The following is a 12,909-nucleotide window of genomic DNA, read 5'->3' as shown; positions in this document are numbered from 1 at the left end:
AATGGCCAGTCTTCGCATCGACAACCTGCGAAAGGAGTACGACAAGGGCTCCATCGTCGCAGTCGACGGGCTCTCGCTCGACATCGCGGACGGCGAGTTCGTCACGGTCGTCGGCCCCTCGGGCTGCGGGAAGACGACGACGCTCCGGATGATCGCCGGGCTCGAACACGCCACCGCCGGCAGCATCCACATCGGCGACGACGACGTGACCGACCAGTCCGCCCGGGACCGCGACGTGGCGATGGTGTTCCAGAACTACGCGCTCTACCCGCACAAGACCGTCGCCCAGAACATGGGGTTCGGGCTCCGGATGAGCACCGACCTCTCGACGGCGGAGCGCCGGGAGAAGGTCCAGTGGGCCGCCGAGATGATGGACATCGAGGAGCTCCTGGAGAAGAAGCCGGGCGAGCTCTCCGGCGGGCAGAAACAGCGGGTCGCGCTCGGCCGGGCGATCGTCCGCGAGCCCGCAGTCTTCCTGTTCGACGAGCCGCTGTCGAACCTCGACGCCAAGCTCCGGACGACGATGCGCACCGAGATACAGCGGCTCCAGAACGAGCTCGACATCACCGCCGTCTACGTCACCCACGACCAGGAGGAGGCGATGACGATGGGCGACCGCATGGTCATCCTGCGCGACGGCCGCCTCCAGCAGGCGGGTGCCCCCAAGCACGTCTACGAGAACCCGGCGAACGAGTTCGTCGGCGGCTTCGTCGGCTCGCCGAGCATGAACTTCGTCGAGGTCACCCGTCGCTCGACCGACGGCACGACGACGCTCGCCAGCGACGGCTTCGCCTACCCGCTGTCCGGGCGGATGGCCGACGAGCTGCCCGACGACGACGAGTTCGTCCTCGGCGTCCGTCCGGAGGACGTGACGCCCGCGACCGGGAGTACGGCCGCGAGCCTCACCGCGACGGTCGAGGTCGTCGAGCCCGTCGGCAGCGACAACTACATCTACCTCGACGTGGCCGACCAGTTCATCGCGCGGGTCGACTCGACGGTCGAACCGGGCCCCGGGGAGTCGATGGCCGTCGCCTTCGACGAGTCGTCGCTCCACCTCTTCGACACCGAAACGGGTGAGGCGGTCGCCGTCGGGGGACGCCGCGCCGAAGCACACACCGTCTAGAACCACCTCGATCACCGCTTCTGCAGTCGGTTTCCTGTCGCGGAGTCCGTCTCCCCGGCCTCAGTCGTCCTCACCGACGGCGGTCGGTACCGGCCGAACGTCCTCGCGTGCGGCGGCCGCGAGCCGGATGGCGTGCGGCCAGCCCAGCGGCGTCGCGCTGTCGGGCGTGCCGTCGTCGAACACCTGCTCCGGCAGGTAGCCCCCGGCCGTACAGAGACTCCCGCCGGGCGTCAGCTCCGCGAGCAACGCTGTCGACGTGGACAGGAACCGCTCCCCGCCCGCACGGTCCGCTGCGTCGAACAGCGCCGCGAGTTCGGCCGCCGCGTGGGCGCCCCACGCCGTCGCGACGGTCCAGACCTTCGGGTCGTCCTGTTCGCGGGCCCGCCAGTCGTCGCCCTCGTAGCGGACGAGGCCGTAGACCTCGTCGGTCCGCCGGCTGAGCCCCGCGAGGGTGTTGTCGGTGTGGCTGGCGAGCCGGTCGAGCCGGTCGTCGGTGACGACGCCGATGTCGGCGGCCGCCCGGTGGGCCTCGACCAGCGCGAACGAACTGGAGTCGAAGCGCGCGTCGAGTTCGCCGTCGACCAGTCGCAGGCCGTACGCCTCCCGCTCGTGGCTCCAGAGCGCGTCGAGCCCGTCGAACACATCGCGGGTCCGTCGTTCGGCGCGGTTGGCGAGGTCGCCGACTGGTGCACGGGCCACCGACGCGTACGCCTGGAGGTACGTCGCTGCGGTGTGGGTGAACCGGCCGGTCATGTCCTCCCAGGCGTTCTGGCAGGCGACCGGGAGCCCGTCGTCGCCCAGCCAGTCGTCGAGCGACGCCACACCGGCTGCGAGGGCGTCGTCGAGCGCGTCGATGGCGGGTGCGTCGGCCGTCGCGAGGCTCTCGTCGGCCAGCTGTCGGCGGTAGGCCGCGAGGAACGCGACGACGCTGGCGGTCTGGTCGGCCTGGTAGTCGTCGCCGCCACCCTCGATGGGTGCGTTGGCCCAGCCGGGAGCGAGCGAGCCGTCCGACGGCCAGACGCGGTGCGGCCAGCTCCCGTCCTCGAGCTGCGTGTCGAGGTAGAAGCGCGCGCTTCGGTGGTGATCCGCGTCGAGTCCGAGGTCGAGCCCATCGTCGGCCTCGAGCAGGTAGCGGGCGATCTCTGCGTCGTCGCGGAACCAGGTGTAGCCGTAGCCGCCGGAGTTGGCGTAGTTCGGGTCGAAGTCGGGGCCGGCGACCCGGCCGCCGCCCGGCGCGGTGAGCAGCCGGAGCGCCCGCAGGTCGGCGGCGACGGTCTCCGGGTGCCCCGTCGTCGGCGCCGCGAGCTGGTCGCGAGCGATGCTGGCGAGCCCGTCGGCGTCGTGTTCGGTCGCGAGCGCGGTCACCCGGTCGATGGCCGTCTCGCGCTCGATCTCGCCGTCGGTGAGCAGGCTCGCGACGGTCGCCTCGCCGTCGACCAGCGGGACGACGACGAGGACGTTCCCGCCGAGCTGTCCGGACTCGTACGGCTCGTCGTCGCCGACCTCGGGGACGGCCGGTGCGTGCTCGGCGAGCAGCTCGTCGAAGTCCGCCGGTCGGCGCCCCTCGACGCGGTCGAAACCGGTGTCGGCGGCGAGGAAGTCGTGCTCGGTGCGGTGGTACGCCTCGACGACGTCCCGGCCGCGGTGGACGAGCTGGCCGACCTGCGTCTCTCGGCCGTCGGGGACGAACGAGGCGTAGCAGACGAGCGCATCTGCGGGGCCCTCGGCGTCCACGTGGGTGACGTGGCCGGTGCCCACCGTCAGGTCGTGCCGGTGGAGGCGGACATCGCCGTCGTCGAACGTCGTCTCGACCAGCGCGGTGTGTTCGTCGTAGCGCTGTTCACTGGCGTCGAAGGCATCGAGCCAGCGGGTCTCGCCGTCGACACGGAGGCCGAACCGCGCCCTGGCGAGGCCGCCCAGCGTCGAGAGCGGCGCGGAGAAGTCGGCGAGCCGACCGTCGCGGCCGACGTAGACGAGTCGGCCGTCGATGCCGGAGAACCGGCCGTCCGTGGTCCGGCGTTCGCCGGGGAACCTGGTCGGGCGGTCCCGGCTCCGCCTGTAGTCGAGTATCGAGGCACGCAGATTCATTGCTTCGTCGTTGCCGCCCCGAATCATAAAACTTGTTGTAATAGTATTTCATAGATTCAGAGCGGTGCGGGTGACCGGACCCGTGCCAAGCCACCACCACTGTTGACACCGGCACCGCAGACACATCCACCGCAGACACATCCACCGTAGACACATCCACCGCAGACACCACCACTGCCGACTCCCGCATCGCCGGCTCCAACGCTGCCCGGACCCAGACGCCGACACGTACGTACCGCGACCGCGGTTCTCGAAAGCGGTAAGGGCCGGAGTGCCGTGGTGTCGAGACACACCCGGGAGACACCATGGAGGACACCTCACTGACCGACCGGCTGGAGCGACTCGGCCTCTCCGAGAAGGAGATCGACACGTACCTCGCCATCCTCGACCACGGCGAGGCGAAGGCGAGCACCATCGCGGACGACGCGGGCGTCTCGAAGCGCTACGTCTACAGCGTCAGCGAGAAGCTGGCCGACCGGGGGTTCGTCGAGGTGAACGACCACGCGGTCCCGACGCTCATCCAGGCCCACCCGCCCGAGGAGGTCGTCCAGCGTCTCACGGCCGAGCTCGAGTCGCTCGGGCCGGACCTCTCCGCCCGCTGGAACCGCGTCACCGAGCAGGAGCGCGAGTTCGAGATCCTGAAGGCGCGCGCGACGGTCATCAAGCGCCTCCGGCAGTTCCTCGCGACGGCAGAGGACGAGGTGACGCTCTCCATCCCCGCGAAGCTGCTCCCGGAGATCGAGGACGAGCTCCGCGAGACGGTCGAGCGCGACGTGCTCGTCTTCCTCATGCTCACCGGCGAGGAGTCCGCCAGCGTCGACCTGGACCGCGAGACGCCGGTCGCCAGCGTGGTCCGTGTCTGGGCGGAGCGCGCTCCGGTGCTGTTCACCGTGGACACCCGGCTCGGGCTGTTCGCCCCCTACGAGCTCCTCGCACGGTCGAACACGGGCACGCAGGCGGTCACCATCGCACAGGAGCAGCTCGTCCCGATCCTCGTCGGCTCGTTCTTCGGGAACTACTGGCCGATGGCCGAAGAGGCCGTCGTCGCCTCCCCGCCGCCGCTCCCGCAGACGTTCCAGAGCTTCCGGCACGCCGTCTTCGCGGCGACGCGTCACCGCAACCAGGACGTGGAGGTCGTCGCGACCGTCGAGGCCCGGCCGGTCCACGACGGCGAGTTCCGCAGCATGACGGGGCGCGTCGTCGAGGTCCGGCAGTCACTCGTCGACCCGGTCCGCAGCACCTTCGCCGTCGAGAACGCGCTCGTCCTCGACGTCGACGGCGAGCAAGTCTCGGTCGGTGGTCCCGGCGCGTTCATCGAGGAGTACGAGGCCCGCTCGGTGACCCTCGACCCGCTGGAGTAGCGCGGCCGAACCCTCCTCCAGACCGGACCGAAACCGGTGGGCCTTAGCGCCCCCGGGACCGACCTCCGTCCATGACGATGGCGAGACGCGTCCGGTCCGAGTTCGTCGCGGCCTGGCACTCGTTCCTGCGCCGGCGGGTCGCGGTCTTCTTCACGTTCTTCTTCCCGGTCCTGCTGGTCGGCATCTTCGGTGCGCTGGTCCAGACCAACCCCACCGGCGGCGGCCTGTTCGCCGAGGACCCTGCCTACTACGTCCCGGGGTACCTCGCGGTCGTGGTGCTCCAGACGCCGCTCTCTCGGATGGGGTCGGAGGTCGCCCGCCACCGCGAGGGCAGCCGGTTCGAGAAGCTGGCGACGACGCCGCTCTCGCGTGCCGAGTGGCTGCTCGCGCACACGCTCGTCAACACGGTCATCATCGCCATCGCGGGCTTCGCCCTGCTCGCGCTGACGGTCGTCCTGACGGGGGCGAGCATCACCTTCTCGCCGCTGCTCCTGCTGTACGTCCCCATCGGCGTGGTCTGCTTCTGCGGCGTCGGTGCGCTCCTCGGTGCCTTCGCGGACTCGCATGACGGCGCCATCACGGCGGCGAACGCCATCGGTCTCCCGCTGCTGTTCCTCTCCGAGACCTTCGTGCCGCCGTCGATGCTCCCCGAGTGGTTCCATCCCCTCGTCGCGCTCTCGCCGCTGACGTACTTCGCACAGGGGCTGCGGCAGGCGATCTGGGCCGGTGCGGAGTCGGGCACCGTCATCCTGGGGCTGAATGCCGTCGAGTCGCTGGCGGTGCTCGCGGTGCTCGCGGTCGGCTTCTTCGCGCTCGGCGCCCGGGCGATCCCGGTGACCGACTGAGATTCAGAGGAAGTCGGAGAGCGTCTTCTCGCTCGACTCGCGCTTCTCGACGGCGAACTCCGACAGCTCGACGAACTCGAGGCCGTCGTCCCGCAGCGTGCGCGTCACCCGGTCGCTGGCCGAGGGTGCGACGAGGATTCCTCTGACATCGGGATTCGACCCCCTGTACAGCTCCATATACCGCTTCAGCTGGTCGACGTTGTTCAGCGTCGCCTGCCGGCGCTTGACCTCGACGACCACGGGCCGCCCCTCGGCGTCCTTCCCGAAGAAGTCGATGTAGCCGTAGACGCTCTCGCGCTCGTGTTCGACCACGCGGAAGCCCTCCTCGATGGCCATCTCGGGGTTGCGCTCGATGTACTCGTGCATCTCGGCCTCGGTCCCGCGCTCCTGGTAGGTGGCAGGGTCGTCGGCGTCGAACCGGGTCAGCAGGTACGGCTCGTGGAGGTACACCCGCAGGTACTCGTTCGGGTTCGAGCGCCGCGCGTACAGCAGCGGCGCGCCCTCGTCCTCCTCGACATTGATGGTCGCCCCGGCGGGCATCCAGTTCACTGGCTGGTGGCCCGACGGCCGGTGGACCAGCAGCGTCCCGTCGGGCTTGGCGACGACGAGCCGGTCGCCGGGTCCGAGGTAGCCGCCGCTGCGCCCGTCGTACTCCACCTCGCACTCCGCGAGACAGGTGACCATCGCACCGTCGCGCTGGCCCTCGCGGACGACCCGCTCGATGGTCGCCGCGTCCGGGGCGTCGTATCGTTCTGTCAGCACTGCCAACCGGTACCGAGACGGTCGCCAAAAGTCGGTCGGTTGTACGTCGATGCCCGGGACTGCTCGCGGGACGGCTCAGAACACGCCGAACACGGGGTCGAAGAACGGCTCGACGAGCGGCGCGATGCCGGCGACGTCGAAGACGACGAGCAGGTAGTAGAGCGCGATGGGGAGCATGATGGCGCCCGACAGGCGGTTGATTGCGCTGCTCCGTCGGGCGAGCCATCGGGTCGCGCGCTCGCCGCTGGACTGCGAGAGGATGCCGAAGAGGAGCAGGGGCAGTCCCATGCCGAAGCCGAAGGAGAGGAACCCCACGAAACCGGCGGCTGGCGTGGCGAACAGCCCCGATGCTCGCGCGAAGAAGAGCGCGAGGAGGCCCGGGTTGCACGGGAGCACGATGGCCCCGAAGAAGAACCCGTAGGCGAACGCGGTGACGACCGGGTGGCGGGACTGCGGCGGCTCCGTCGTGGGCAGCCAGCTGGCGACGTCGCGGTCGAGCAGGAGCGCGACGCTGACGACGGCGAGGACGGCGAAGGCGACGGGGGAGACGACCTCGACGACGAGCGTGAGCGAGACCTCGAGGAGGAACGAGAACACGACGCCGACGGCGGCCATGAACGCGACGACGCCGAGGACCACGAGGCCGGCGAGCGCGGCGCTCGGGATGGAGCCGTCCCCCTCGTCCTGCGCGGAGAGGTACGCGAGGAAACCCGGATAGAGTGGCAGCGCACAGGCCGCGGTGAGGGGCGTCGCGACCCCGATGAGGAACACCTCGACGAACCGCGCTAGCATCCGTCGACCTGCTCGCGGAGGAACGAGGTGGACTTGTGGCCGTCCTTCAGACGGCGGGTACAACCGTCGGCACAGCGCAGGAGCATCGGGACCTGCGGCGGATTGAGCATCGACGTGCCGAACTGGCTCGCCAGCGAGTCGGTGACCTGCCCCGGCGAGACGGCGTACCGCCAGTGGTACCCGTTCGATTCGGCGTGACGGCGGACCTGTTCGGCGTCCTCACCGGGGTCGGTGTCGAGAGCGACGCTGACCACGTCGTCGCCGACCGCCTCGTGGAACTCGATCAGCTCGTCCTGCTGGCGCTTGCAGTTCGAGCACCAGACGGCGAACGTCTCGACGAGGACGGGCTTCTCGAACGAGTCGATGGTGAACGTCTCGCCCGTGAGCACGTCCGTCAGCTCCGTGGTCCGCCACGCGCCGTCCTCGGTCGTGCAGTCGTCGCTGCCACCGCCCCCGAGACCGAGGCTGCTCGTACAGCCCGCGAGGGCGGCGGTGGCACCGAGACCGGCGAGACGGAGGGCGTCGCGGCGGGAGAACTCGCTCATGCTGAGTACTGACGAAGGACGTGACATAACGACACGTCTCTCGTGCGTGCGCCACGCACACCCGCCGCCGGGAGGGGGAGCAGCTCAGACGAGCAGGCTCACGAGCCGCATCTCCGCGCTGTAGATGTGGTTCAGCATGACGTAGGTGACGACGCCGAGCGTGAGCGAGAGGATCCACGACCCCGCGGCGATGCGGCCGATGCGCTTGTGTGCGGTGTTCCGGAGCTCGGCGGGCGAGTGCGTGAGCCCAAGCAGCAGCGCGTACAGCACGACCGGCACCGACACCACCGAGAGGACGATGTGGATGGCGAGCATGACGAGGTACGCGCCGTAGACGAGGTCGGGTGCACCGACGATCGCCTTCTCGCCGCCCCCGCCGACCTTCGTGAGGTAGAGCACGAGGAAGACGAGGATGAGGCTGAACGAGGTCAGCATCGCTGCCCGGTGCTTCTCGACCTCGCCGTTGCGGATCCAGTACCAGCCGAGCGCGAGCGATACCGTCGCGACCGTGTTGACGACCGCGATGGCGTGGGAGAGCAGGTCCGTCGTCGCCCGCCCGATCTCCGGATAGATGGGGAACAGCCCGGCGAACGTGCCGAGGACGAGGGCGTAGCCGAGCGCCGAGAGGACGACCGTCGTCGTCAGCACGTTGTCCCGGACCCTGCCGCGTACGTCTGAGGTGGCCATTGTCGGGGGTTAGGAGTGGGGTTTCATCGTCCTTGCGCTTCCAGTGGAGGACAGAACTGCCACCCTCATTGATTTACAACAGATTCAGTTGAAGAACGGGCGCTGGAGGCGGCCTGAGTTCCGTTAAAGTAAAACGCGGTCGTGGGGAACGTGGATGTATGAGTACCGACCAGTCGCAGCGGTCGATTCGGTGTCTCGTGGCCAAGGTCGGGCTGGACGGCCACGACCGCGGCGCACACGTCATCGCACGGGCGTTCCGCGACGCCGGCTTCGAGGTCATCTACTCCGGACTGCACAAGGCTCCCGACGAGATCGTCCAGGCGGCGGTCCAGGAGGACGTGAACGTGCTGGGCATCTCCATCCTCTCCGGTGCCCACAACACGCTCGTCCCGAAGATCGTCGACGGCCTGAAGGAGTACGACGCGTTCGACGACACGCTCATCCTCGTCGGCGGGGTCATCCCGGACGACGACAAGGAGGAACTGAAGGAGCTGGGCGTCGCCGAGGTGTTCGGCCCAGGCACGCCGATGGAGGAGACGGTCGAGTACGTCCGCGAGCACGCGCCGGAACGATGAGCGAGTCGGCGGGACTGCTCGAGGACCTCCTCGCCGGCAAGCACCGTGCCCTCGCCCGGGTCATCACGAAGATCGAGAACCGCGACCCGGGCTACCGCGAGCTCGTCTCCAGCCTCTACGAGCACACCGGCAACGCCGAGGTCATCGGCATCACGGGCAGCCCCGGCGCGGGCAAGTCCACGCTCGTCGACAAGCTCGCGGAGCACTACCGCGAGCAGGGCGAGACCGTCGGCGTCGTCGCCATCGACCCCTCGTCGCCGTACACCGGCGGCGCGGTGCTCGGCGACCGCATCCGGATGGCGTCGAACGTCGGCGACATGGACGTCTTCTTCCGGTCGATGTCCGCCCGCGGGAACCTCGGCGGCCTCTCGACAGCGACGGCTGACGCCGTGAAGGCGATGGACGCCTTCGGCAAGGACAAGATAATCATCGAGACCGTCGGCGCGGGCCAGAACGAGATCGACATCGTCGGCGCGGCCGACACCGTCTGCGTGCTCGTCCCGCCCGGCGCGGGCGACAACGTCCAGATGCTCAAGGCCGGCATCCTCGAGATCGCCGACATCTTCGTCGTCAACAAGGCCGACATGGACGGCGCGGACCGCACGGTCCAGGAGCTGACCGAGATGGTCCACCTCGGCCAGGGCTCGACGACGGTCGACGCGGGACACCACGGCTTCGACGAGGTCGAGATGGACCTCGACATGCCCGCGGACACCGACCCGTGGAAGCCGCCCATCGTCGAGACGGTCGCCATCGAGGGCGAAGGCGTCACCGACCTCGTGGAGACGTTCGCCGAGCACCGACAGTTCCTCGAGGAGTCCGGCGAACTCACCCGTCGTCGCCGCCAGCGCGTCGCCGAGGAGATCCGGACGCTCCTGCGCGACGACGCGGCCGGGCTGGTCGAGACCGAACTCGACGACCACGGCGGCGTCGGGGCGTTCGTCGACGACGTGATGGCCGGCGAGACCGACCCGTACACCATCGCCGACGACGTGATGACGCCGGTCCGCGACTGCATCGAGGAGCAGTAGCGCTCGTCGGCCGTTCTCACCTCGCTGGACGAACCGTGACGCCTATGCGTGGCTCCTCCCTAGCCGCGCGTATGGACCGCCGGACACTCCTCGCGTCGGTCGGCACCGCCACCGCAGTCGGGCTCTCGGGCTGTCTCGCACTCTCCTCGACGAGCCGGACGAACTGCGGCGACGCCTGCGATATCGGTATGTCGGCGAGCGCCTTCCGCCCGGGCGAGCTGGAGGTCGCCGTCGGCGACACCGTCGTCTGGAAGAACACCTCCAGCAAGGCCCACACCGTCACCGCCTACGATGACGCCATCCCCGCGGACGCGGCGTACTTCGCCTCGGGCGGCTTCGACGGCGAGCAGGCCGCTCGCGACGCCTGGTTCAACAGCCGCGGAGGTGCCATCCCCGTCGGCGAGACGTTCGAACACACGTTCGAGGTCCCCGGCGAACACAACTACGTCTGCATCCCTCACGAGCGCGGCGGCATGACCGGAAAAATCGTCGTGACGGAGTAACCCGTCGAACGTCTACTCTTCGTCGTCTTCGTCGGCTGCGACGTCGACGTCCTCCTCGTCCACGTCGACGGCAGCTTCCTCCTCCGCGGCGACCTCCTCGGGACGGGCCTCGAGGGTCGCCTTCTTGATCTCGACGCGGCGGAGCGGGTAGATGGTCTTCGCCTCGCCGTAGATGGCCGAGGAAAGACGGCCCTCGACGACGGAGTCGATGAGCTCCTCGAAGGTGCGCTCTGCGGCGGCCTCCTCGACGATGTCGACCATCGTCTCGCGGATAGCGCGCTCCTGGCTGTGGTCGGCCTTCTTCGTGGTGAACGCGACGGGCTGGATCTGGACGCGGTAGTCGTCCGTCGTCAGCACGGTCACGTACGCGTCGATCTTCGACGCGCCGCGGCGGACCAGGCTGCGCAGGTAGTCACGCGTGAGCTCGTGCTTCACGAACTCGGTGTACGCGGCGTCGGAGCCGACGTCGGTGATCTTGAAGGTCAGCTTGGTGTTGTTCTCGCTGGCGTTGTCGGTCAGGTCGCCCAGCGTGGTCTCGATGGTGCGGTCGAGCACCTTCTCCGGTTCGTCTGCGGGTGTGCTACCGAGCTCGGCCCGGTCGAACTGCTCCGGGGCGTGCACGGTGTACCACCGCTTCTCTTGCTTCTTGCGGGAAACGGATCGTTCGCTCATGGTTTGGATTTGCTGTGTCGTTCGGCGTGCTGTACCACTCTGTCCGCGACGTCGACGTTCACGACGTAGTCGTCCACGGTCGAGTGGAGGCCGCCGGTCGTGTCGCGCTCGATGCGCGTGACCACCGTGTCTCCCTCGACCGTCGTCTGCATCTCGTCGGTGTTGTCCGGCCGGAGCGCCGCAGCGATCAGCTGCGGGTTCGCGTGTGCCGTCCGGACCGTCGCTCGTCTCATAGTGCCTCCCTGAACGCGTGGATGAACTCCTTGGTCTCGCACTCGTAGGTCGCATAGCCCGTCGTGGCGGTGCCGTCGTAGCTCCCGCCGGTCCGCGTGACCGTCCGGGCCATCGCGCCGGCGACGCCGCCGTCGACCGTCTCGTCGTCGACCGCGGCCGCGGCGGCCTCGTCGTCGGCGAGCGCCAGCGCGACCGGCTCCGGCGACCGGAAGTCCCGGAGCAGTCGCGCAACCACCGGCGCCGGCGCGTCGTCGTCGACGCGAGCGACGAACAGGCCGTCGTATCGGCCCGTCGTCGCCGTCGCCAGTGCCTCGTGGGCCCGCCTGGCGGTCTCGCGCCACGTCCCGACGGCCGGGCCGGCCACGTCGTGTCCGAGCGCCAGTGCGATACCGGTCCCCGGCTCGCTCGCGGCCGTACACGAGAGCACATCGGCGAGCCCGCCGACCGACGCGGTCGCCGAATCCGGCGTCGCGTACGGTCGCAGGCCGCGCTCGACGGCGGTGCCGGCGCGGTCGGTCGCGTCCGTAGCGGTGACGGTCTCGACCGCCGCCAGCGACGCGAACCGTCGTCGTGCCGACTCGTCGGCCTCCGACCCGAGGTCGGACGCCGCGTCCGTGAGCGCCGACGTCGCGTCGACGCCCGCCGAGAACGGCCCGTGCAGCCACGTCGAGTGGGCCACGTCGGCCGGGTCCTCGGTCGGCAGGACGGCGCCGGGACGGCGGACCACGCGGCCCGTCGTCTCCGCCGCATCGAGCAGCCGTTCGGTCGCGCCGGCGCCGGGCGCCGCACCCGCCGCGAGCGCGCCGGCCAGTGCCAGCACGGCGTCGGGTGCGCCACCGAGGTCGTTCGCCAGCCGCCAGGCCGCCACGCTCGCCGGCTCGTCGGACGGATCGAGGTGGCTCGCGTCCGCGTCGGAGTCCCCCACGACGAGGGTCCGTCCGTCGCGGTCGTCGACCGCCCCGGCGCGCTCGGTGCGCTCGGCGACGGTCCGTCCGACGCTCACCTGGAACGGGGTCCCATCGTCCGCCAGTGCCCGTGCGACCAGTCCCGCCGCTGCGAGACTGTCGCCGTCGGCACGGGGGACGAGGTGGACGAACGGGGCGCTCGCGAGGTCGGCGGCGATCTCGCTCGCCGACCCGGTGTCCCCGTCCGTGGTGCGACCCGTGTGAGACATTCAGTTACTCGAGGAGTTCCGTGGCCACGTCGTAGGAGTACGTGAAGTCCTCGTCGAGCTCGTCGCCACGGTAGTACGACACCAGGCGACGGACCTTCGACTCGGTGTTCTGCAGGGCGCGCTTGTTCTGGTGGTCGAGCGGGTGCTCCTCCATGTGCTCGCGGAGACGCACTGCACGCTCCATCAGGTTGGTCAGGTCCTCGGGCAGGTCCGAGCCAGCGTCGTGCTCGTCGAGGATCTCGGTGACCTTCTTGCCCGTGGCCAGCTTCACGTCCGGGATCGGCGTGCCCGTGACGCCTTCGTCACGCAGCTTCATGCCGATCTGGGACGGCTCGTAGCCCTGCTCTGCCAGTTCGACGACGCGGGATTCGATCTCCTCGGCGTCGACGTCGCTCCACTCCGGCGGTTCGTCTGTCACGGGTTTGTCCGAACCGGACTGCCCGCGACGGCGGGTGTGCATTCGTGCCATAGTCTGAGGATAGGAACAACAGACCGCGCGAGACGAATCCGGTCGCCG

General features: G+C 69.5%; 16 protein-coding genes. 7 read left to right on the top strand and 9 right to left on the bottom strand.

Annotated features, from left to right (window positions below; translation table 11 throughout):
- Position 1 precedes the first annotated feature (1 nt).
- On the top strand, positions 2 to 1,123 hold the full coding sequence (locus tag ACSG06_RS16685; protein ID WP_440991399.1) for an ABC transporter ATP-binding protein: 1,122 nt from the start codon (positions 2 to 4) through the stop codon (positions 1,121 to 1,123).
- Positions 1,124 to 1,183: 60 nt separating this feature from the next.
- On the opposite strand, the gene ACSG06_RS16680 is transcribed toward ACSG06_RS16685, so the two are convergent.
- Complete coding sequence (locus ACSG06_RS16680; protein ID WP_440991398.1) at positions 1,184 to 3,211, bottom strand: DUF7997 domain-containing protein; 2,028 nt, start codon at positions 3,209 to 3,211, stop codon at positions 1,184 to 1,186.
- A gap of 305 nt (positions 3,212 to 3,516) precedes the next feature.
- On the opposite strand from ACSG06_RS16680, the gene ACSG06_RS16675 reads away from it, so the two are divergent.
- Positions 3,517 to 4,572, top strand: a complete 1,056-nt coding sequence (locus tag ACSG06_RS16675; protein ID WP_440991397.1) for a TrmB family transcriptional regulator — start codon at positions 3,517 to 3,519, stop codon at positions 4,570 to 4,572.
- A gap of 71 nt (positions 4,573 to 4,643) precedes the next feature.
- Positions 4,644 to 5,417, top strand: a complete 774-nt coding sequence (locus tag ACSG06_RS16670; protein ID WP_440991396.1) for an ABC transporter permease — start codon at positions 4,644 to 4,646, stop codon at positions 5,415 to 5,417.
- Between the two features lie 3 nt (positions 5,418 to 5,420).
- Here ACSG06_RS16670 and nucS read toward each other — a convergent pair whose 3' ends face one another.
- A complete protein-coding gene (nucS, locus tag ACSG06_RS16665) occupies positions 5,421 to 6,179 on the bottom strand; it encodes an endonuclease NucS (RefSeq protein ID WP_440991395.1) in 759 nt (252 codons plus the stop codon).
- On the opposite strand from nucS, the gene ACSG06_RS22045 reads away from it, so the two are divergent.
- Entirely contained in the window at positions 6,139 to 6,336 is a 198-nt protein-coding gene (locus ACSG06_RS22045) for a hypothetical protein (RefSeq protein WP_502306430.1), read from the top strand. The two genes, nucS and ACSG06_RS22045, sit on opposite strands and share 41 nt — an antisense overlap.
- On the opposite strand, the gene ACSG06_RS16660 is transcribed toward ACSG06_RS22045, so the two are convergent.
- The 3 genes from ACSG06_RS16660 to ACSG06_RS16650 form a co-directional block, all read right to left on the bottom strand.
- Positions 6,255 to 6,971 carry a cytochrome c biogenesis protein CcdA gene (locus ACSG06_RS16660; protein WP_440991394.1) on the bottom strand — a complete coding sequence of 239 codons (717 nt, stop codon included), beginning with the start codon at positions 6,969 to 6,971 and terminating at the stop codon, positions 6,255 to 6,257. The two genes, ACSG06_RS22045 and ACSG06_RS16660, sit on opposite strands and share 82 nt — an antisense overlap.
- Positions 6,965 to 7,516, bottom strand: a complete 552-nt coding sequence (locus tag ACSG06_RS16655; RefSeq protein WP_440991393.1) for a TlpA family protein disulfide reductase — start codon at positions 7,514 to 7,516, stop codon at positions 6,965 to 6,967. The genes ACSG06_RS16660 and ACSG06_RS16655 overlap by 7 nt, the downstream gene beginning before the upstream one ends.
- 84 nt (positions 7,517 to 7,600) lie before the next feature.
- Entirely contained in the window at positions 7,601 to 8,203 is a 603-nt protein-coding gene (locus ACSG06_RS16650) for a DUF420 domain-containing protein (protein WP_440991392.1), read from the bottom strand.
- 158 nt (positions 8,204 to 8,361) lie between these two features.
- Here ACSG06_RS16650 and ACSG06_RS16645 point away from each other — a divergent pair, with 158 nt between their 5' ends.
- The 3 genes from ACSG06_RS16645 to ACSG06_RS16635 all read left to right on the top strand — a co-directional run bounded on the left by ACSG06_RS16645 (position 8,362) and on the right by ACSG06_RS16635 (position 10,312).
- Positions 8,362 to 8,778 (top strand): cobalamin B12-binding domain-containing protein, encoded by a 417-nt coding sequence (locus ACSG06_RS16645; protein ID WP_440991391.1) that lies wholly within the window; start codon positions 8,362 to 8,364, stop codon positions 8,776 to 8,778.
- Positions 8,775 to 9,809, top strand: a complete 1,035-nt coding sequence (gene meaB / locus ACSG06_RS16640) for a methylmalonyl Co-A mutase-associated GTPase MeaB (RefSeq protein ID WP_440991390.1) — start codon at positions 8,775 to 8,777, stop codon at positions 9,807 to 9,809. Before ACSG06_RS16645 ends, meaB begins: the two co-directional genes overlap by 4 nt.
- A 71-nt stretch (positions 9,810 to 9,880) precedes the next feature.
- Positions 9,881 to 10,312 carry a plastocyanin/azurin family copper-binding protein gene (locus tag ACSG06_RS16635; protein ID WP_440991389.1) on the top strand — a complete coding sequence of 144 codons (432 nt, stop codon included), beginning with the start codon at positions 9,881 to 9,883 and terminating at the stop codon, positions 10,310 to 10,312.
- Between the two features lie 12 nt (positions 10,313 to 10,324).
- On the opposite strand, the gene ACSG06_RS16630 is transcribed toward ACSG06_RS16635, so the two are convergent.
- The 4 genes from ACSG06_RS16630 to ACSG06_RS16615 are packed head-to-tail and all read right to left on the bottom strand — an operon-like array spanning position 10,325 to position 12,861.
- Positions 10,325 to 10,984, bottom strand: coding sequence for a 30S ribosomal protein S3ae (locus tag ACSG06_RS16630; protein ID WP_440991388.1), 660 nt, complete (start codon positions 10,982 to 10,984; stop codon positions 10,325 to 10,327).
- Entirely contained in the window at positions 10,981 to 11,217 is a 237-nt protein-coding gene (locus ACSG06_RS16625) for a KEOPS complex subunit Pcc1 (protein ID WP_440991387.1), read from the bottom strand. The genes ACSG06_RS16630 and ACSG06_RS16625 overlap by 4 nt, the downstream gene beginning before the upstream one ends.
- Positions 11,214 to 12,392, bottom strand: coding sequence for an exonuclease RecJ (locus tag ACSG06_RS16620; protein WP_440991386.1), 1,179 nt, complete (start codon positions 12,390 to 12,392; stop codon positions 11,214 to 11,216). The genes ACSG06_RS16625 and ACSG06_RS16620 overlap by 4 nt, the downstream gene beginning before the upstream one ends.
- Before the next feature lie 4 nt (positions 12,393 to 12,396).
- Positions 12,397 to 12,861 (bottom strand): 30S ribosomal protein S15, encoded by a 465-nt coding sequence (locus ACSG06_RS16615; RefSeq protein ID WP_440991385.1) that lies wholly within the window; start codon positions 12,859 to 12,861, stop codon positions 12,397 to 12,399.
- Between the last annotated feature and the right edge of the window lie 48 nt (positions 12,862 to 12,909).

It is taken from the genome of Haloarchaeobius baliensis, assembly GCF_052060055.1.
GTDB lineage: Archaea > Halobacteriota > Halobacteria > Halobacteriales > Natrialbaceae > Haloarchaeobius > Haloarchaeobius baliensis.
Note: the sequence above shows the minus strand (reverse complement) of the source record. Positions and strands in the feature narration are given on the sequence as shown.

What these genes read in the sequence shown, in the direction of transcription:
- ACSG06_RS16670 (WP_440991396.1), top strand. Translation starts at nt 4,644, where the DNA reads ATGACGATGGCGAGACGCGTCCGGTCCGAGTTCGTCGCGGCCTGGCAC.
- ACSG06_RS16675 (WP_440991397.1), top strand. Translation starts at nt 3,517, where the DNA reads ATGGAGGACACCTCACTGACCGACCGGCTGGAGCGACTCGGCCTCTCC.
- ACSG06_RS16625 (WP_440991387.1), bottom strand. Translation starts at nt 11,217, where the DNA reads ATGAGACGAGCGACGGTCCGGACGGCACACGCGAACCCGCAGCTGATC.
- ACSG06_RS16615 (WP_440991385.1), bottom strand. Translation starts at nt 12,861, where the DNA reads ATGGCACGAATGCACACCCGCCGTCGCGGGCAGTCCGGTTCGGACAAA.
- ACSG06_RS16680 (WP_440991398.1), bottom strand. Translation starts at nt 3,211, where the DNA reads ATGAATCTGCGTGCCTCGATACTCGACTACAGGCGGAGCCGGGACCGC.
- ACSG06_RS16645 (WP_440991391.1), top strand. Translation starts at nt 8,362, where the DNA reads ATGAGTACCGACCAGTCGCAGCGGTCGATTCGGTGTCTCGTGGCCAAG.
- ACSG06_RS16660 (WP_440991394.1), bottom strand. Translation starts at nt 6,971, where the DNA reads ATGCTAGCGCGGTTCGTCGAGGTGTTCCTCATCGGGGTCGCGACGCCC.
- ACSG06_RS16655 (WP_440991393.1), bottom strand. Translation starts at nt 7,516, where the DNA reads ATGAGCGAGTTCTCCCGCCGCGACGCCCTCCGTCTCGCCGGTCTCGGT.
- ACSG06_RS16630 (WP_440991388.1), bottom strand. Translation starts at nt 10,984, where the DNA reads ATGAGCGAACGATCCGTTTCCCGCAAGAAGCAAGAGAAGCGGTGGTAC.
- ACSG06_RS16635 (WP_440991389.1), top strand. Translation starts at nt 9,881, where the DNA reads ATGGACCGCCGGACACTCCTCGCGTCGGTCGGCACCGCCACCGCAGTC.
- ACSG06_RS16620 (WP_440991386.1), bottom strand. Translation starts at nt 12,392, where the DNA reads ATGTCTCACACGGGTCGCACCACGGACGGGGACACCGGGTCGGCGAGC.
- meaB (WP_440991390.1), top strand. Translation starts at nt 8,775, where the DNA reads ATGAGCGAGTCGGCGGGACTGCTCGAGGACCTCCTCGCCGGCAAGCAC.
- ACSG06_RS16685 (WP_440991399.1), top strand. Translation starts at nt 2, where the DNA reads ATGGCCAGTCTTCGCATCGACAACCTGCGAAAGGAGTACGACAAGGGC.
- ACSG06_RS22045 (WP_502306430.1), top strand. Translation starts at nt 6,139, where the DNA reads ATGGTCGCCGCGTCCGGGGCGTCGTATCGTTCTGTCAGCACTGCCAAC.
- ACSG06_RS16650 (WP_440991392.1), bottom strand. Translation starts at nt 8,203, where the DNA reads ATGGCCACCTCAGACGTACGCGGCAGGGTCCGGGACAACGTGCTGACG.